Source organism: Bartonella sp. P0282 (assembly GCF_048452985.1).
Classification (GTDB): Bacteria; Pseudomonadota; Alphaproteobacteria; order Rhizobiales; family Rhizobiaceae; genus Bartonella; species Bartonella choladocola.
The window spans coordinates 394,464-411,991 of sequence record NZ_WTFO01000001.1 but is presented as its reverse complement, the minus strand read 5'-3'; the positions used below and the strand labels follow the sequence as shown (position 1 = coordinate 411,991).

Sequence of the window (17,528 nt, the reverse complement as noted above, 5' to 3'; positions counted from 1 at the left end):
CCTCTCTTCAATTTTGAAATATCTTTTGACAAGTCAATTCCGGAATATCCCGTAAAAAGGATTCCTGAAACAGGAAACTTGTAAAATTATGCGTCCTTCCTACTTCTATCATTGTTAACGGGGCGTGCTTTGAGAACATTTTTCCTTATGGGATTTTAAGATGGATAAAAAAACAATTGATAAAATTCTGAAGCCCGAATCAGAAGAAACGCAAAAAAGCCGCGCTGCAAAAGTACGGGCGACTTTCTGGAAAACAGTTCGCAAAGCGGCTGGCCACATTCCTTTTATGGAAGATGTTGTTGCCAGTTATTATTGTGCATTCGACCCTCAAACACCGACACGTGTACGCGGCATTCTTCTTGCAGCACTCGCCTATTTTGTGATGCCTTTCGATCTTATCCCCGATATGTTGGCCGTTATCGGCTTCACGGATGATATTGCAGTCCTTACAATTGCGATTTCCGCAGTACGCGCCCACATTACCGACGCGCATTATCAGGCAGCCCGCAAAATATTGGAAAAAAACCCGATTGAAACGCCAAAAAAATAGTTTTTCCGCAGAAATTGATATTTTTACGCGAAACTTCACCTTTTGGTAACCATAAACTAGTCAAAATTGCATGTAACAACTGTCGGCATGTTGCAAGAATGATATGCCGGTTTTTGAAAATCGCCGGTTTGAAGCCACATGGCTTTGCCAATAGAAAATTAAAAGTGAGCTGAGTATACGATGTTTGGAAAAACTTTTGTTGCTGCGTCTGTCATGATTATGGCTATTGCCGGAACTGCTTCGGCACAAACACCAACACGCATCAACCAATTCGATGCATGGGGTGCCTATTCCTATAAATCCGGAAACAACACAGTATGTTATGTGCTTTCCGCCCCGATCACTGCGGAACCAAAATCGGTCAACCATGGCGACAATTATTTCCTCGTCAGCAAACGTGCCGGAAATCCGGTTACATATGAACCCCAATTCATGGCGGGTTATGCCTTGAAGGATAAAGTTACCGTTTCTGTTGACGGCAAGAATTTTGAATTCTTTACCAAGGATTCATCGGCATGGGCAGCTTCGCCGGCAACCGAAAGCCAGCTTGTTGCAGCTATGAAAAATGGCTCCAATCTTTCTGTCAAAGCTGTTTCCCAACGTGGAACAAATACGAGCTACACCTATTCCCTGAAAGGAATTACGGCAGCCCTGAATGCTGCACAGAAATGTAAATAAATAAAACTTTTTGTTTTTCATCAATTTCAGGCACTGCAACATAATAATACCATGTTGCAGTGTTTTTTATGGAGCATAAGTGTGGTGACGTTTGTTTGCTTTTGTGCTAAATGCGCATGGCAGAACTTTATTCAGAGCATTTGAAAGTATGAGCGTATCCTACGATCTTAAACCTATTGGCGCGGCATCACTTTTGCGTCCGGCAAAAATGGATGAAACAAAAGCATCCCTGATCGGTCTGTCGCGCGCTGAAATGGCTAGTGCTTTACAAGAAATAGGCGTTCCGGAACGTCAGACACGTATGCGTGTGAGCCAGCTTTGGCATTGGCTTTATGTGCGCGGTGTTTCCAATTTCGACGATATGTTCAATATTTCCAAGGATATGCGGGAAAAAATGAAAAAGCATTTTTCCATCGCGCGTCCGGAAATTGTCGAAGAACAAATATCCAACGACGGGACACGCAAATGGTTGTTGCGCTTTCCTTCCCGTGGAGCCGGAAAACCCGTCGAGGTTGAAATGGTCTATATCCCCGAAGAGGGGCGCGGCACTTTGTGCATGTCCTCGCAAGTGGGATGTACGCTCACATGTTCGTTCTGTCACACCGGAACCCAAAAGCTGGTTCGCAATCTCACGGCGGAAGAAATTCTTGGACAATTGCTGATCGCCCGCGACCGGCTCGGCGATTTTCCTGATAAAGACACGCCAGATGGCGCTATTGTACCGGCAGAGGGGCGCAAAATCACCAACATCGTCATGATGGGAATGGGCGAACCGCTTTATAACTTTGAAGCGGTCAAACAGGCATTGTTGATTGCTTCGGATGGTGAAGGGCTGTCACTTTCAAAACGCCGCATCACATTGTCGACATCCGGCGTTGTTCCGGGAATTTTCAAAACCGGTGAAGAAATCGGCGTTATGCTTGCCATATCGCTTCACGCAGTTCGCGACGAGTTGCGCGATATATTGGTTCCCATCAATAAAAAATATCCTTTGGCGGAATTGCTTGATGCCTGCCGCGCTTATCCGGGGCTATCAAATGCAAAACGGATAACGTTTGAATATGTCATGCTCAAAGATGTCAATGACAGCCTCGACGATGCCAAACGGTTAATCAAACTTCTGAAAGGTATACCGGCTAAAATCAACCTTATTCCTTTCAATCCCTGGCCGGGAAGCAATTACCAGTGTTCGGATTGGGAACAAATCGAACGGTTTGCCGATTTAATCAATCAGGCTGGCTATGCTTCACCGATTAGAACACCGCGCGGACGTGATATTCTTGCTGCATGCGGGCAACTCAAATCACAATCGGAACGTTTAAGAAAGTCGGAACGGTTAAAACTTGAAGCCATGATGATTGCCGGACACGGCGACTGAAAATGGTGGCTCGAATAGGAAGTGACATGAAAAGTATTACAGCATTCCACATTACATGGATTTTGGTCGGTTGTATTTTTGCCGAAGCGGCATTTATGATTGTACAAATCGGCTTGACTGTTTTGTTACTCGAACATGACATAACATTACATGATTTATTGTCACCGAATAATCCGCTTTATGATATTCCGCCGCATTTCATGATTGTGGGTATTGTCTTTATTGCTGCGATTATTTATGGCGAACACCGCCATTTCTACAAAATGCACTATTATTTATTGTCAGCCGTCATTGCCGCTATTCTTTATTTCATCTCGCTCTGGTTGAGTGGAATGGCGCTATCTTTCGGAGAGACTGTCATCAATCTCGTTGCATCACTCGTTTCCGGCGGGGTTTACTGGTGCATCACGCCGCGTCGGTATAACCGTCGTACTTTGGCAGCTCTGAGACATCAATAATTCGACCACGCTAAAATAATTTTACCGCATCAGTCTTGTTAACCGGGCAGCAAATTTTGCAAGCCCGGTTTTTCAATTGCCCAAGTCCGGAAAATTTCCTATCGCCGGTTTTCAATTATGATCCATTATTTTAATGGGCTTTATTCAAGCCTTGCGTTCCTGGCGCAAAGCATGTTCCCTTCACCCGCTTCCCAAGGCTTCCCAAGACGATAGTTTATATCGGGTCAATTGTAGTTTTGATTTTCTATTGAAGGCATTATTTTGCTCTTCATGCTCTGTAGAGCCGGGATGCTAAACAACCTATAAAGTCGGCTCAGGAAAAATGGTATCCTCGAACCAACAAACGCCGGTGGCGCTCTGCAAGCCGGTCTTTCATTTTGCCGTCTCTTACCATTTGGCGCAATTTTTCAATGTGTTTACGGCGCAATTTCGGCGAAGCACGACGCACCATCGGCCACAAAATCCATGGCAAGGCAAAAATATGAAACATCGCAAAAACAATGATTGTTGCGACCTTCGATGCCATAAGATAAGACCCGCGCGAGCGCAAAATGTAATAAGGAATGCTGGCGCATATGGCTACGAGAACCGCCCATAAAGCCGGTATGATAATAGCCAGAAGAAATACCCCGAATTTTCCCAGATTGATGAAAAATGTCAGGTTCCAAGCGTGGATAATCCAGTTCGACAGACCAAGCAGACCAACCAACAAGGCGCCATAAATAAAGATAATAAACATGATGAGAAAAGTAAGCGGCGCGGCTATACCCGGCTCGCGAAAGCGGTCATCATTCTGATGGGCCAAAGAGGTCATTATTTTGTCCTGCCATTGAAATTTACCGGACATATCAACTTAAATCCGGTCATAAAAGCCTATCAGTGGTCTTGTTGCCGGTCAACTCTTGAAAGCTGAGCCACCTCACCATAAAAATAAATGCCCGCAATCGGCATTGATTCCGGGCATATAGAATATCTCAAGCAATCAACGCGATCTCAAGCAGCATTCGACGCAGCCGGATGCTGGGTGAGAAACGTATGAATGGCTGCCGCATCATGTGTATTGCGCAATTTTTGCACCATATCACTATCACGCAAAACGCGGGCAATGCGCGAAAGTGCTTTTAAATGATCGGCACCGGCACTTTCAGGTGCCAGAAGCAGAAAAACAAGATCAACCGGCTCGTCATCAAGTGCCTCGAAGTCGACCGGTGTTTCAAGACGGGCAAAAACCCCGATAATACGGTCGACATTATTAAGTTTGCCATGTGGAATAGCAATGCCATTGCCAACGCCGGTGGAACCAAGCTTCTCCCGCTGGAGAATCGTTTCAAGCACCGTGTGTGCATCGAGCCCCGTCAAAGAAGCGACTTTTTCTGCCATAATTTGCAAAACCTGTTTTTTGGAATTTGCCTTAAGTGCAGGAATAACCGCTTCAGGTGCTATCAAATCACTGAGATCCATGTGGTTTCCTTTTTCCATCCCGAATCCTCTCTCAAGCTGACAATCATGCCCGGAGAATGAAAGGGTGTGGATGATTCCCTTTTTATCGTATTTGTAAAACCGTTAAGGAAAAGGTTTTTCCCCGATTCAAGCTTTATTGGTGATGGATGACGGGTCGATCCAACCGATATTGCCGTCTGCACGCCGATAAACAATATTGATTTTTCCATCGGCTGCATTGCGAAACACCAGAACAGGGTTATCCATCAAATCAAGTTCGACAACAGCATTGGCAACAGACATATCGCGCAATGTCATGGATGTCTCGGCAACGATTGTCGGCGCATAATCTTCCGGCAAGCCCTCGTCTTCATCGGGCACCGGTTCCATAATGTGGTATGCAAATTCGGCAAAAGCGGCATTATCATTCTGCTTGTTGCTGCGGGATTTCAAACGCCTTTTATAACGACGAAGACGTGTTTCCAACCGTTCTGCTGCCGCATCGAAAGCGGCTTGCGGGTCTTGTGCCTGACCGGTTGTTTGCAACACTGCTCCGGAGCTTAAATGCAATACGCATTCCGCCGAAAAACGTGAACCCGATTTGACAACGGTAACATGTCCGGTAACGCCGCCGGCGAAATATTTTGAAATCGCATCATTGATACGGTCTTCAATCCGCGTACGGAAAGCTTCACCAATATCCATGTGCTTTCCTGAAATGCGCAAGCTCATTATAAACCTCGTTCATAATTCGTGATTTTTGCAGTTTAACGACATCTTCGAGAGGAAGCAACTCAAAGCACGCCCTTTTCCTGAAAAGACAGGAAAACCGCATTTTCTGGGCGGGCTTCTAGTCATTTATCAACAACAAGTCAATCGACAAACTCATTCTGGAATTGTTCCAAGTTTTGCCTTTTTTTCTCTTCTGCGTAACACCGAGGAAGATATATTCATTACTTCTCTATATTTAGCGACAGTTCGTCGGGCGAGAACTATATTTTCTTTTTTGAGCAATTGAACAAGTGTATCATCGGAAAGAACATGATCGACGTTTTCATTGTCTATCAGCTCGCGAATACGATGGCGAACAGCATCGGCTGCGTATTGCTCGCCTCCTTCGGTCGATTGCAAAGCAGCCGAAAAGAAACTGCGCATCTCGAAAATGCCGCGCGGCGTTGCCACATATTTATTTGCTGTTACACGACTTATTGTCGATTCGTGCATGTGAACCGCTTCGGCGATTGTCGCAAGTGTGAGGGGTTTTAAAAAAGAAATGCCGCGCCGCAAAAATTCCTGCTGATGGCGAACAATCTCGGCACTCACAGTAATCAATGTTCTTTCCCGCTGATCGAGCGCCTTTATCAACCAATTGGCATTCTGGACACAGCTATTGATGAAGCTGCGATCAACACTGTCTTTACCTATTTTGACAGCATAATCCCGATGAATAACAAGCTTTGGTAAAACCGCAGGGTTCAGTTCGACGAAAAATTCTCCATTCGGCCGTTTTGAAATAATCACATCCGGTATGACAGGCACTGCTGTCGATGTATTATAGGCGGTGCCGGGTTTCGGATCGAGACCGCGAATCTCTTTTAAAATATCCGAAACTTCACTTTCATCGAGACCGGAAAGCCTGGAAAGCATTACAAAGTCCCGCCTTGCCAGAAGCGGAAGATTTTGAAGCACAATTCCGATTGCCGGATCCATGCGATTTTGTCGTTCAAGCTGCAATGAAAGGCATTCACAAAGCGAGGTCGCAAATATTCCCGGCGGGTCGAATTGCTGAAGGCGTTTCAAAATATTTGAAACCAATGTTTCGGATACCGAAAATTCTTCGGCTACTTTTTGAATTGAACCGGTAAAATATCCCGCGTCATCCAGATCGCAAGCGAGATAACAGGCAATGTCGTGTTCATTTTTATCTTTGAAGGCAAAAGCAATCTGCTCGGCAACAAAATCCTGTAAATTCGGCTTTTCGGCAATCGACTCGATAAAATTGAAATCTTCGATTGGTAAAGCTTTCGCGGAAGCACCCGTCCATTCAGAGGAATAACCGTCTTTTTGGTTCCCGTCAAATGTCGGGCTTTGTGAAATACCGACCTCGTCGGCGCCATCAAACATGTTGGAGAGTGTTTCAGGATCAAATGTTTCGTATGGCTGCCCGTCTTCGACAATTTTTTCTTCCGGCATTTGCGCGACACCGGAAAAATCTTGAAATTCGCCTTCTTTGGCGCCCGCATCATCTAAATTGCCGCCATTATTGTCATCAACTGCCAAGCGTTCAAGCAACGGATTTTTTTCCAACGCTTCCTCGATGAATTGTTCCAATTCACCGGCAGTCATCTGCAAAAGTTTGATGGATTGCATCAACTGGGGTGTCATCACCAGCGACTGCGATTGGCGTAACTCGAACGATGGTGACAGCGCCATAAACCTTAATCCTCCCCAATGGACCCCGCGCGAAACGGTAAATGAACATCACGCAAACGAACCGACATGTTTAACTTCGGTCGGATAATTTTCGTAAAAATCTATCCTTCAACGAAAATGGTATGATCCTTGCTTGTCAACTAAAAAATGATAAAAAATCAAAAGCTGCGTTTCGGCTTGTGCATTTCAACAATTTTTATATTTTTTCACCGGTGTGCGATGTGTTCGTCAAATGAAATCAATGAATGAACATTCAATTCGTTGTGTCGTTGTTTCCGACAAGAAAAAACCAACAAACGGATTTTATGTTGACGATCCGGTAAAACCGGATTGATTTATCAATAATCACCCGCCGTTTTTGATATTTCACTCCTCCATTTCGCGTTTTTTATTTCCTGCTTGCTATTTCCCGTTTTCTTTTCTCGATTGGCACACTGCCCCGTAACCGGAAATAAAAACATCGCCATGCGGATTTTTCAGCATGAAAAACAACTATTCTGTTTTGGCTCGCATCCGGAATGCGTGTGCAAGCATAGGCACATGTCAGAATTTGATTATGAAAGAGCGGTTCATCGCCGCCAACCGGTTTTTGTTCGGCCGTTTATCATGTGCAAAGGACAGCCGCTTTACCACAATCTATGTGTTTTACAGTGTTAGCGTGTTTTTTAGCGCCAGCCGCTTATAGCTGATAGTGCAAAAACATCCCCGCGCACCCATTACAAAGCACATTGAAACATATTTTCATAAGTTCCTTGCATTTTCACCTTGCGTTATTAATTTCCGAAAAAAATAAATAGTGCCGACGACAGCCTCAGGAAGGCTTTGGCATATCTTACCCAAACTCCGCCTGTTGGAAAATCTGTCGCCATCAGGAACGACAAGCCTTGCTGCACGCCATAATTTTTTTAATGACAAGCGCTTTCAGCCATTCTTGTCATCAAACATAATTCAGGCAAACACGAAGAACTCAGAGAGAAAATTGATCGCCGAGATAAAGCCTGCGTACATCCGCATTGGTGACAATATCGTCCGGCTGGCCATGGGTGAGAACCTGACCATCATGGATAATATAGGCGCGATCGACAAGCCCCAGTGTTTCACGAACATTATGGTCGGTCACCAGAACGCCGATGCCGCGGCTTTTCAAGTGCCGTACCAATTGTTGAATGTCGGCTATCGCAATCGGGTCGATACCTGCAAAAGGTTCATCGAGCAACATGAAGTTCGGACGCGAAGCAAGCGCACGCGCAATTTCCAAACGCCTTCTTTCGCCGCCGGAAAGAGCCAATGACGGGCTTTTGCGCAAATGCGCAATCTTGAATTCATCAAGCAGCGCATCAAGTTCTTCCGCGCGTTTTTTGCGGTCTTTTTCGACCACTTCCAAAACCGCTTTGATATTATCTTCCACTGAAAGACCACGGAAAATAGAGGCTTCCTGCGGCAAATAACCGATACCCAAACGGGAACGCCTGTACATCGGCATATCGGTGACATCAAAACCGTCGATTTCAATGCTTCCGCCATCCACTTCGACAAGTCCTGTCACCATGTAGAAACAAGTCGTTTTGCCGGCTCCGTTGGGGCCCAGAATGCCGACAATTTCTCCGGCGCGCACACCGAAAGATACACCTTTTACAACCTGACGCCCGCGGTAGGTTTTCGTCAAATCGCGAGCAACCAACGTTCCTTTGAGGCGTTCTTTGAGGCTTTTACCCGAACCATCTTCATAGGCTATTTCTTCAAAAGCCATTTGCGAATCACTTTGTGACATAAAACGCTCATTTTCCGTTTTGTTCGTTGCGATTCATAATGATCGATACACGACCATTTTGCCCCGCCGATTTACAGCTTTCGAGAAAAGCTTTGCCTGTATCCATATGGGCCGTCAATTTACAACCGGTTGCTACATTATCACCATCTGCCAAAATGACGCGTTTTCCTGTCAAAACCATCAATTTCGATTTGCCATCGAAAATACCTTCATCGCCGGTCGCGACCTGTGTGGCTGTTTTGATATAGACTTTGCCGGATGCTTCCATTTTTTCAACACCCGTCGAGCCAAGGCCACCGGCACCGGCGACGGCTGTTTTGGTGGCAGCATCCCCTTTGCCCTGATCGGAAGCGTCGCTTGCTGTTGCGGACTTGTCTTTATTGGCATCGTCAGGTGCTTTGGCGTAATGCACAATCAATTTGGAAGTGCGCAAAATCCGGTCGCCCTGCACAACAGAAACATTGCCGGTAAAAATTGCGACGCCGTCTTTGTCACGCATTTCCAGATTATCGGCGTTGAGTTCAACCGGCTCTTTCCCGCCCGAAAGATTAACCCCGAAATTTGTCTGTTGAGCCCATAAAGGCATTTGTCCGAGGCTCATGAAAGCCAATCCTGTTGCCGTCACTGCACCAAGCTTAGAAAAATACTGCTTTAAAGGCTTCATTTTACAATCCTCGAATAAACGAAACACCGCACATTTTTAAAATGGCAAGTGCCCCTCATTTTATTGCGCATTTGCGTTGTCAATGACAAGACTGACACCACGATTAAAAAACAACACTTGCCCATTATCACGAATTTGTAAACCGTTCGCTTTCAAATGTTGCCCGCCACGACGAATATCAACCGGCTTGTCTGTGCTTAATTGACTTGTCGCCAGGTTGACATCGGCAGCATCAAGCTTTGCGACCATTCCATCATTTGTTTTTACTTCAAAAGGTTTATCGAATTGCAGGCGACCATTGACATTGTCATAGAACGCGCCCACCGCATTGACAGCGGCTTCGCCACGTTCGCCCAAGGGGAGTGTCGCAATAATCCGTTGCAGTTCGATCATACCGGGATGATGCGGATCCTGAATGGCCTTGTCGGCTTTGAGCGAATAGGGTTTGTTGGCCGAAGTATAGCCTTCAAGCTTGGGGTCGGTCATCGTCAATTGTCCGCCACTGCCCTGATCTCCGTTCAAAACAACGAGATCGCTCGTGCTCGGCGTTGCAAAAAATGTAAACCAGGAAAAAACCAGAGCAATAATAATAGCCACGACCGGCAGTAGAAATTTCAATATGTGGACACGCACTGAATGACGGCGTGCAGCATCAAAAACAGCATCAGACTTGAAGCTCGGTGAAAATATTTCTGAACCGTCGTCCATCATACCTCTGAATTTTTCCTGAGTTTTACAAAAACAAACGCCTAGACGAAGTTCCCATATACCAGTTCAATATTTAGAGCAATTCTGCTTTCCATTCAACTTTTCATTGGACCGCCTGTTCTTATCAAATGTCAAAAGCCCACAAGGTAACGTTGAACGTGGCAAACTGCCTTTTTCAAAATTTTTTACCGAACACAAATATTTTTTAATCAAATAACGTTGACGAAATGCGATAGACAGACAATAAACTATTGCGTTAACTGGATTTTGTAGTGAATGATAAAGGACTTCTGGCAAAATTTTTGAACAGAAATTCAAAATGCCTGCCAGTCACGGGATCTGAAAATCGACGAATCGTTATGATCGTTGTTTTTTAGCGGGTCATTGTCACTATGCGGATCAAAATTGGAGGCTGTTTTGATTAAGTCGGAACTTGTGCAGATTATTGCTAACCGTAACCCTCATCTTTTCCAGCGGGATATTGAAAATATTGTGAGTTCTGTATTTGATGAAATATCTACCGCTTTGGCCGAGGGAAAACGGGTAGAGTTGCGCGGATTCGGGGCTTTTTCGGTTAAAAACCGGCCTGCACGCTCCGGCCGAAATCCGCGTACGGGTGAATCGGTCTCGGTTGAAGAAAAATGGGTACCGTTTTTTAAAACCGGCAAGGAATTGCGTGACCGCTTGAACAACGAGTGAAATCATGAATCTGAAACAGATTGTTAGTCTGATAATACTGATACCGGTTGGCATCATCCTGATTGCTTTTATTATTGCCAATCGGACAAGCGTCGCGTTAAGCCTTAACCCGTTTGATACAACAGATAGCAATCTTGTCTATCATGCTCCGCTGTTTGTGTGGCTGTTTCTGGCTCTGGCAATCGGCATTATCATAGGTGGTATAACAGTCTGGTTCAGCCAACATCGCTTCCGCAAAGCCCTGAAAGACACGCAAACCGAACTGCAAGGGCTTAAAATGGATATGTCGAAAAAGTCGAATTTGACAACGACCGAATTGACAATCGCCGACCATTCTTGAATCTGCCAAGCATTTTTGAAACTACCAAGCATTCTTGAAGCTACAAAACAATGGAAAGCATCGTGTTTCGATTCCGCTTCACCATTGAAGAACACTATTTCACATAAATTATTCGCTCTCGAAATAGAATCTCCGCATTAAAAGAAGCCGACGCGCCTATAGAGGTTCGGCGCGGATATAAATCAATGTGAAAATTATTATTCTTTTAATTTTTTCGTCCGGCATAGGCGATTACATTCGCGCAGATTTTTATTTTACACCCGCCTTCCTGGTTCAAAGTTTTGACCAACTTTTACATAAATCGACATATCAAGGCGTTATAACCAAAATCCAAACCTAAAATTATGCTCAAAACACAAAATTATAGTGAGCCCATGTCAATTATAGTGAACCCATGTCATCCATTTAAAAATTCAAAGACCATTTTAATGATTGAACGGTTTATTGACCGGATCATTCAGGATTGCGATGTTGCAAGAAAAATATACCTTTTTGGAAAAGATGTTTTATAAGCAAAGAACGTTCTGTTAATTATGGAAAATGCAAGACTTGTGAAAGCACAACACCCGAAAGACAAGAAAAGGGGAATGAAAACACCGCGCAACGGTGCTGCCCCCTATGCTCCGAAAAAGGCTCTTGAGACAGGAAACAAGCCTGAAAGACGGAAAGCTGTGCACGCCAATAATTCAGGCAATTATCGCAAAATCGTCGAACAGGATAACCAGAGACGCGAGAATCAAAAATTGCAGGCGGAAAATAGCGGCGGAGAAGCACAAAAAATCAAAAGCCGCTTCCTACCTCGCCCGTCAGGAAAAAGACCAGAAGAAAGATTACCGGTTATTCTGGAAACAAGTGCGAACGAGAATTATGCATTGATCGACAGTGGTAATGGCCTCAAACTCGAACGTTACGGCAATTTGCGCATTATTCGCCCCGAAGGACAAGCTTTGTGGCAACCGGCATCAAGCGAAAAAGAATGGCAGGATGTCGATGCGATTTTCACCGGAAATACCGATGAAGAAGGCATGGGGCGCTGGAATTTTCCCAAACAACCCCTTGGCGAAACATGGCCATTGTCATGGGATGGAATGCCGTTTCTCGGCCGCTTTACGTCATTTCGCCATGTTGGGGTCTTTCCCGAACAGGATGCCCATTGGCGTTTTATGGAAGAGCTTATTAAAAAAGCAAACCGCCCCGTCAAAGTATTGAACCTTTTTGGCTATACCGGCCTTGCCTCGCTTATTGCGGCAAGAGCGGGAGCCGAAGTCACCCATGTCGACGCGTCCAAAAAAGCGATCTTATGGGCCAAAGAAAATCAGGAAGTTGCACATTTGACAGATCGCCCCATTCGCTGGATCTGCGATGATGCGATGAAATTTGTCGAACGCGAAGGGCGCCGCGGCAAACATTATGACATTATTTTACTTGATCCGCCGGCTTACGGACGCGGCCCCCATGGCGAGGTGTGGCAACTTTTCGATCATTTGCCCGAAATGGTCAAAGGATGTCGCGCTATTTTATCCGACAACCCGATTGCCGTAATATTGACTGCCTATTCTATTCGTGCCTCATTTTTCGCAATCCACGAATTGATGCGTGATGAATTTACCGGCCTTGGCGGGCGCATCGAATCGGGTGAACTTATTTTGCGTGAAGAAAAAGCACAAAGGGCACTTTCGACCTCTCTTTTCAGTCGCTGGATTTTTTAATATGACAACACAAAAACAACACGGTCAGGTTAAAGAAATTACCTCGCTTGCCAATCCGATCATCAAGGATATGAAATCCTTGTCGCTTAAAAAAAATCGCGATCGTGAAGGCGTTTTCATGGCCGAAGGGTTGAAGCTTATTATTGATGCCCTTGATCTCGGCTGGACAATACGCACACTTCTGTTTTCCAAAGCAGGCCTTGGCAACCCGTTAATTGAAAAAACGGCAGCCCGCACAAAAGCTTCCGGTGGTCTCATCATCGAAGCAAACCAAAAGGTTATGGAATCGGTAACAAGGCGCGACAATCCGCAAATGGTGGTTGGTGTTTTTGAACAACGCTGGCGTGACATGTCTACCTTCAACGCAAAGGGAGAGGATGTCTATGTTGCACTTGACCGCATCCGCGATCCCGGCAATCTTGGAACCATTATCCGCACTGCCGATGCAGTAGGTGCAAAGGGACTTATCCTTGTCGGCGATACAACCGACCCCTATTCGCTTGAGACTGTACGTGCAACCATGGGTTCGATTTTTGCTCTTCCGCTTTTTAAAATAAGTGCCGACGAGTTTTTAAAATGGCGCACCGGATTTCATGGTCAAATCATCGGTACACATTTAAAAGGTTCCGTCGATTACCGCACAATCGACTATAACAAGGGGCCTATCATTCTTTTTATGGGCAACGAGCAACAAGGCCTGCCGGATAATCTTGCCGATAGCTGCGATCAGCTTGCGCGTATTCCGCAGGCAGGACGTGCTGATTCACTCAATCTTGCTGTGGCAACCGGTGTCATGCTTTATGAAATCCGCCGGCATAACCTGACACTTGATCCACGCGAGGCCCGTTCATGAAGGCAAAATCCCTCATCACACTTATAGCGGGGCTTATCATCACTGTCGGGCTTGACCAATTAATCAAATATTGGGTGGTCAATACATTGGCAGTCGGGGAAGAAATCGACCTTTTGCCGTTTCTTTCACTTTATCATGCCCGCAACCCCGGAATTGCTTTTTCAATGTTGTCATCCGTCTCCGATTGGGGGCTTATCGCATTGACATTTTGCATTATCTGCTTCGTTATCTGGTTATGGAAAAACGCCGGTCCGGAAAAATCACTGTCGCGATTTGGCTTCCTGCTGGTCATTGGTGGTGCCATCGGAAATCTGATAGATCGCATACGTTTTCACTATGTCATTGATTACATTTCTTTCCATATCGACGATATTTTCTCCTTTGCAATTTTCAACCTTGCTGACAGCTTCATAACAGTCGGCGCCGTCCTCATAGTGGTTGACGAATTGCTGCACTGGAAACGTGAAAAACAAAAAACTAAATAGGTTTTTCAATAATCATCGCCCAGATGAACGAGCTTTTCCATTTTCATAAAATATACGATTGTCAAAAAGTGGTCTTGCAACAAGTCGACTGGCTAGTTTTGACCGCTTTTCAAATTTTTATAAAATAGCTAAAATTCCGCTTTTAAACCGGTCATTTTATAAAGCCGCAGAACCGCGACAATCTCGAATTTCCATTGATCCGGTTGCTGCGCAAAAAGACAAAAAAGACCGGAAAGACATATCCGTTTTTGACACATTGCCAGCCCGATAAAGCCCGATGCCATTTTTTTGACAGAATGAAAACCGTTTCTTTTCGTCGGAAAACTATAAGCAAGCGATTGATAACAATAAAAAAGAATAATCATTTACTTGTTATTTACTATATTTCGGGCGGAATGTGCATTGCCTTGAAAAAATCACTTTCCCGTCATTGTCATGCAACAAGAGAGTTCTAAATCGACAACATGACATGTTGTTGATTGCTTTTGATCGACAGCGCTTCAATAGGAGCATTGAAATGGTAGCTTATGCAAGGACAGTTCTCGAACAACCGGATCATCAAAATTGCGATACGAGCGATACACTTGTACTTGCAACATTCGGTTCTTTGGAAGCCCGTTTGCGGAGATTATCACATGACCTTATGCCAAAAGTTCCGGCGTCAACAAAAGGCCATATATCCGATGATGGTGACCAATGGTTGATGACTGTCAATGATATTGAAGACCCGCAAAATCTTCTTGCAAGCTGCTGCATGACATTGACAAACGTGTTAGGTGCCGATCAAAATCTCGAAGCGACAAGCCTCGGCGACAGTTTCGAGGTTGAAAGCGGCCGGAATGCATCGGTTTTTTTAACAATTTCACCGTTTAAATGTTTCGACAAAGCGAAAGCCCATCGTGCCCAAGGGCTTTTGTGGCAGGCAATTTCCCGCTTCTGCCTTCTCCAGAATGTCGATTACGTGATTGGAAGTCTGGCATTCAACAGCCGCTACCCTGCCGCACATGCATTGGAACTTTCCTATCTCTACCATTTTTGCCGCTCGCAATCAGGGGTTCATTTGCGCGCTGCCCATGGTGTGACAATGGATATTATGCCGGAAGAAGCAATCAAGCCCGATGAGGTCTTTTCTTCGCTTCCGCCCATGCTACGCTATTGCTTGCGTGTTGGAGCCAAAGTTGCCGACAATGTGGTTGTTGACCGCGCAAGCAACGAAACCCGCATATTTTTGTTATTTCCTGCCAAAAAAATTATCGGCTGAAACAATACGCATGAAAAGCAGAAGTGTTTTTTGCCAACAAACCAAAGTTCAAGAACGGAAGCCGTAAAATGCTTCCGTTTTTTGTTTCCAGAGTTATTTGAAATTCGCTCATCCGCCGCATCCAAAAACGGCTAACGCACTTGATTTATTGACAGATTTTTTAAAACGCGCCAAACGACATGAGACCGTTTTGGTGAATGAACGGGGTATCTTATTTTTGCAGTTTACCCCTGTTTAATCCAGATAAGCTTAATTTAGTGGGCATGTTTGGCTCCAGAATGTTTTTTATCATGATGTCCAACATCACCTGCTTTCAGCCAATGGGCGGAGATTGCATTATATTCGCCGTTTTTCTGCATCAAATGCAGCCATTGGTCGACATAAAGTTTCCAACTGATGTCGCCTTTCGGGAGCATGTAGCCCTTCTCGAAAAACTCCAAAGGCTTATCGGGATTAACGGCGCATAAAGTCGGGTAATACCGTTTTTGATAAAGTGCTTCGGATGCATCGGTAATCATGACATCGGCTTTTTTGTCGACAAGATTTTTAAAAATTGTTGTATTGTCATGAAAAAGTTCGAGTTTGGCATTCGGCATATATTTTCTGACAAATGCCTCATTGGTTCCGCCTGCCGGCTCGATCGCGCGAACACTCTTTTGGTTAAGTGCATTTAACGTATTATATTTTCTTGCGTCTTCACAGCGGACAAACGGAATTTTACCGTCCACTCCAAGTGGTTCAGACATATAAACCTTTTGTTGGCGGGCAAGCGAAATCGAAATTCCGCCCATTGCAATATCACATTTATCGTCAAGAAAATCGGCCATCAGCGTTTTCCAGCTTGTCGGCACAAATTCAACCACCGCACCAAGAGATTTGGCCAAAGAATGCGCCATGGAAATGTCGATGCCTTCGTAAGTGCCATCCGTTTTCAAAAAACTATAAGGTTTATAGTCGCCGGTGGTGCAAACGCGTAATGTTTTAACGTCGAGGACATCATCGAGTTTCGACGCATCGGCGTCTGTCAGCGTTAAAAACGAACACCCCAAAAAAAGCATCATCAGAGTTTTCTTCATCATCATTCCCATCCGGCAATTTAATATGTGTTTTTGTTTTATCCCCGTAGATTTGAATTATAGCTCTTCTAAATTTGGCCACTCAACTTTCAAGCAAACCAATAAAAGCACCAACTGCTTTGGTTTTGAAGCGTTGCGGATTGAGTAACAGTAAAAAATCACGTTTTACGGATAAAAAATTCAACCTTTCAACAAGCCCTGCGGCAAGCAAAGCCGAAACCGCACGTTTTGAAATGGCAGTCAGAGCATTTGACGCAGCTACTGCCGAAAGCACTGCTTCATTCGACGGGAAAGTCTGCATCACCTCAAGATCGGTGAAGTCATAGCCATGGTTTGCAAGTGCCTGCTCGAAAATTGCCCGTGTTCCTGAGCCATTTTCACGCAAAATCCACGGAAACGCCGAAATATCTTGAAACTTCACCGACGATTTAGTTGTAAGAGGATGGTTTTTTGCGGCAATAATGAACAATTCGTCATCAGCCACTTTTTGACGATGAAGGCTTTCATTTTTGATAGTCCCTTCGGCAAAACCGATGTCTGTTAGGCCTGATAGAACAGCATTTTCAACCTGTTCGGTGTTACCGATCGACATTTTGACCGTTATTGCCGGATATAAATTGCGAAATTTTGCAATGACCGGTGGCAAAAAATAATTGGCGATTGTCTGGCTCGCATAGAGACCGAGTGCTCCACGTTTAAGCCCGCTAAATTCACGCAAAGTTGTTTCGGCAAGTTTGACTTGCGCCAATGTGTGGCGGCAATCTTCCACGAAGACAGAACCCGCATCACTCAACTGGATACGCCGTCCAATCCGATTAAAAAGGCGCACCTGATAATGTTCTTCAATCATGTGGATGGCACTGGAAACGGCTGAAGGTGTCAACAAAAGAGCTTTGGCCGCTTCGGTCAAATGCTCGCGTTCGGCGACAGCCAGAAATATCCGCATCTGTTCAAATGTAATCATTGCCGTGCCAATGTTCGATCAAATCGAACAATTCATAACATATTTGAAAATTGATTACATG

At 44.9% G+C, this 17,528-nt stretch carries 19 protein-coding genes; 10 read left to right on the top strand and 9 right to left on the bottom strand.

Annotation, left to right across the window (positions count from 1 at the left end; genetic code table 11):
- Nucleotides 1–160 precede the first annotated feature (160 nt).
- From GQS64_RS01935 to GQS64_RS01920, 4 genes are all read left to right on the top strand, one after another.
- On the top strand, nt 161–550 hold the full coding sequence (locus GQS64_RS01935) for a YkvA family protein (protein ID WP_077990362.1): 390 nt from the start codon (nt 161–163) through the stop codon (nt 548–550).
- A 180-nt stretch (nt 551–730) separates the two neighbouring features.
- Nucleotides 731–1,228 (top strand): invasion associated locus B family protein, encoded by a 498-nt coding sequence (locus tag GQS64_RS01930; RefSeq protein ID WP_077990360.1) that lies wholly within the window; start codon nt 731–733, stop codon nt 1,226–1,228.
- 148 nt (nt 1,229–1,376) lie between these two features.
- Nucleotides 1,377–2,606 carry a 23S rRNA (adenine(2503)-C(2))-methyltransferase RlmN gene (rlmN, locus tag GQS64_RS01925; protein WP_077994381.1) on the top strand — a complete coding sequence of 410 codons (1,230 nt, stop codon included), beginning with the start codon at nt 1,377–1,379 and terminating at the stop codon, nt 2,604–2,606.
- Nucleotides 2,607–2,632: 26 nt separating this feature from the next.
- Nucleotides 2,633–3,064 carry a hypothetical protein gene (locus GQS64_RS01920; RefSeq protein WP_077990359.1) on the top strand — a complete coding sequence of 144 codons (432 nt, stop codon included), beginning with the start codon at nt 2,633–2,635 and terminating at the stop codon, nt 3,062–3,064.
- Nucleotides 3,065–3,377: 313 nt separating this feature from the next.
- Here the strand turns inward: GQS64_RS01920 and GQS64_RS01915 are convergent, their stop codons facing one another.
- The 7 genes from GQS64_RS01915 to lptC all read right to left on the bottom strand — a co-directional run bounded on the left by GQS64_RS01915 (nt 3,378) and on the right by lptC (nt 10,083).
- Nucleotides 3,378–3,878, bottom strand: coding sequence for a hypothetical protein (locus tag GQS64_RS01915; RefSeq protein ID WP_188318055.1), 501 nt, complete (start codon nt 3,876–3,878; stop codon nt 3,378–3,380).
- Between the two features lie 179 nt (nt 3,879–4,057).
- A complete protein-coding gene (ptsN, locus tag GQS64_RS01910; protein ID WP_077994380.1) occupies nt 4,058–4,525 on the bottom strand; it encodes a PTS IIA-like nitrogen regulatory protein PtsN in 468 nt (155 codons plus the stop codon).
- A gap of 126 nt (nt 4,526–4,651) precedes the next feature.
- Entirely contained in the window at nt 4,652–5,236 is a 585-nt protein-coding gene (hpf, locus tag GQS64_RS01905; protein ID WP_077990357.1) for a ribosome hibernation-promoting factor, HPF/YfiA family, read from the bottom strand.
- 153 nt (nt 5,237–5,389) lie between these two features.
- A complete protein-coding gene (rpoN, locus tag GQS64_RS01900; protein WP_198230454.1) occupies nt 5,390–6,937 on the bottom strand; it encodes an RNA polymerase factor sigma-54 in 1,548 nt (515 codons plus the stop codon).
- 967 nt (nt 6,938–7,904) lie between these two features.
- On the bottom strand, nt 7,905–8,687 hold the full coding sequence (lptB, locus tag GQS64_RS01895) for an LPS export ABC transporter ATP-binding protein (RefSeq protein ID WP_149866712.1): 783 nt from the start codon (nt 8,685–8,687) through the stop codon (nt 7,905–7,907).
- Between the two features lie 28 nt (nt 8,688–8,715).
- On the bottom strand, nt 8,716–9,372 hold the full coding sequence (locus GQS64_RS01890) for an LptA/OstA family protein (protein WP_198230453.1): 657 nt from the start codon (nt 9,370–9,372) through the stop codon (nt 8,716–8,718).
- Between the two features lie 60 nt (nt 9,373–9,432).
- A complete protein-coding gene (gene lptC / locus GQS64_RS01885; protein ID WP_246786397.1) occupies nt 9,433–10,083 on the bottom strand; it encodes an LPS export ABC transporter periplasmic protein LptC in 651 nt (216 codons plus the stop codon).
- A gap of 414 nt (nt 10,084–10,497) precedes the next feature.
- On the opposite strand from lptC, the gene GQS64_RS01880 reads away from it, so the two are divergent.
- The 6 genes from GQS64_RS01880 (at nt 10,498) to GQS64_RS01855 (ending at nt 15,427) form a co-directional block, all read left to right on the top strand.
- Nucleotides 10,498–10,779, top strand: a complete 282-nt coding sequence (locus tag GQS64_RS01880; RefSeq protein ID WP_077994377.1) for an integration host factor subunit beta — start codon at nt 10,498–10,500, stop codon at nt 10,777–10,779.
- A gap of 4 nt (nt 10,780–10,783) precedes the next feature.
- Nucleotides 10,784–11,119: a lipopolysaccharide assembly protein LapA domain-containing protein gene (locus GQS64_RS01875; protein ID WP_077990350.1), complete on the top strand. Its 336-nt coding sequence runs from the start codon at nt 10,784–10,786 to the stop codon at nt 11,117–11,119.
- 587 nt (nt 11,120–11,706) lie between these two features.
- Nucleotides 11,707–12,828 (top strand): RsmD family RNA methyltransferase, encoded by a 1,122-nt coding sequence (locus GQS64_RS01870; protein WP_198230869.1) that lies wholly within the window; start codon nt 11,707–11,709, stop codon nt 12,826–12,828.
- Between the two features lies 1 nt (nt 12,829).
- Nucleotides 12,830–13,681, top strand: a complete 852-nt coding sequence (locus GQS64_RS01865; protein WP_198230452.1) for a TrmH family RNA methyltransferase — start codon at nt 12,830–12,832, stop codon at nt 13,679–13,681.
- Nucleotides 13,678–14,166 (top strand): signal peptidase II, encoded by a 489-nt coding sequence (lspA, locus tag GQS64_RS01860; RefSeq protein ID WP_198230451.1) that lies wholly within the window; start codon nt 13,678–13,680, stop codon nt 14,164–14,166. Before GQS64_RS01865 ends, lspA begins: the two co-directional genes overlap by 4 nt.
- 517 nt (nt 14,167–14,683) lie before the next feature.
- A complete protein-coding gene (locus GQS64_RS01855; protein ID WP_198230450.1) occupies nt 14,684–15,427 on the top strand; it encodes a hypothetical protein in 744 nt (247 codons plus the stop codon).
- 254 nt (nt 15,428–15,681) lie between these two features.
- On the opposite strand, the gene GQS64_RS01850 is transcribed toward GQS64_RS01855, so the two are convergent.
- Together GQS64_RS01850 and GQS64_RS01845 are read right to left on the bottom strand one after the other, a co-directional pair.
- Nucleotides 15,682–16,509 carry a transporter substrate-binding domain-containing protein gene (locus GQS64_RS01850; RefSeq protein WP_246798480.1) on the bottom strand — a complete coding sequence of 276 codons (828 nt, stop codon included), beginning with the start codon at nt 16,507–16,509 and terminating at the stop codon, nt 15,682–15,684.
- A gap of 76 nt (nt 16,510–16,585) precedes the next feature.
- Nucleotides 16,586–17,467, bottom strand: a complete 882-nt coding sequence (locus GQS64_RS01845; RefSeq protein ID WP_198230449.1) for a LysR family transcriptional regulator — start codon at nt 17,465–17,467, stop codon at nt 16,586–16,588.
- Nucleotides 17,468–17,528 lie beyond the last annotated feature (61 nt).

Coding starts and splice junctions, on each gene's coding strand:
- lspA (WP_198230451.1), top strand. CDS start 13,678: ATGAAGGCAAAATCCCTCATCACACTTATAGCGGGGCTTATCATCACT.
- GQS64_RS01870 (WP_198230869.1), top strand. CDS start 11,707: ATGAAAACACCGCGCAACGGTGCTGCCCCCTATGCTCCGAAAAAGGCT.
- GQS64_RS01845 (WP_198230449.1), bottom strand. CDS start 17,467: ATGATTACATTTGAACAGATGCGGATATTTCTGGCTGTCGCCGAACGC.
- rlmN (WP_077994381.1), top strand. CDS start 1,377: ATGAGCGTATCCTACGATCTTAAACCTATTGGCGCGGCATCACTTTTG.
- ptsN (WP_077994380.1), bottom strand. CDS start 4,525: ATGGATCTCAGTGATTTGATAGCACCTGAAGCGGTTATTCCTGCACTT.
- GQS64_RS01855 (WP_198230450.1), top strand. CDS start 14,684: ATGGTAGCTTATGCAAGGACAGTTCTCGAACAACCGGATCATCAAAAT.
- GQS64_RS01890 (WP_198230453.1), bottom strand. CDS start 9,372: ATGAAGCCTTTAAAGCAGTATTTTTCTAAGCTTGGTGCAGTGACGGCA.
- GQS64_RS01915 (WP_188318055.1), bottom strand. CDS start 3,878: ATGACCTCTTTGGCCCATCAGAATGATGACCGCTTTCGCGAGCCGGGT.
- rpoN (WP_198230454.1), bottom strand. CDS start 6,937: ATGGCGCTGTCACCATCGTTCGAGTTACGCCAATCGCAGTCGCTGGTG.
- GQS64_RS01920 (WP_077990359.1), top strand. CDS start 2,633: ATGAAAAGTATTACAGCATTCCACATTACATGGATTTTGGTCGGTTGT.
- hpf (WP_077990357.1), bottom strand. CDS start 5,236: ATGAGCTTGCGCATTTCAGGAAAGCACATGGATATTGGTGAAGCTTTC.
- lptB (WP_149866712.1), bottom strand. CDS start 8,687: ATGGCTTTTGAAGAAATAGCCTATGAAGATGGTTCGGGTAAAAGCCTC.
- GQS64_RS01935 (WP_077990362.1), top strand. CDS start 161: ATGGATAAAAAAACAATTGATAAAATTCTGAAGCCCGAATCAGAAGAA.
- GQS64_RS01850 (WP_246798480.1), bottom strand. CDS start 16,509: ATGATGATGAAGAAAACTCTGATGATGCTTTTTTTGGGGTGTTCGTTT.
- GQS64_RS01875 (WP_077990350.1), top strand. CDS start 10,784: ATGAATCTGAAACAGATTGTTAGTCTGATAATACTGATACCGGTTGGC.
- GQS64_RS01930 (WP_077990360.1), top strand. CDS start 731: ATGTTTGGAAAAACTTTTGTTGCTGCGTCTGTCATGATTATGGCTATT.
- lptC (WP_246786397.1), bottom strand. CDS start 10,083: ATGATGGACGACGGTTCAGAAATATTTTCACCGAGCTTCAAGTCTGAT.
- GQS64_RS01865 (WP_198230452.1), top strand. CDS start 12,830: ATGACAACACAAAAACAACACGGTCAGGTTAAAGAAATTACCTCGCTT.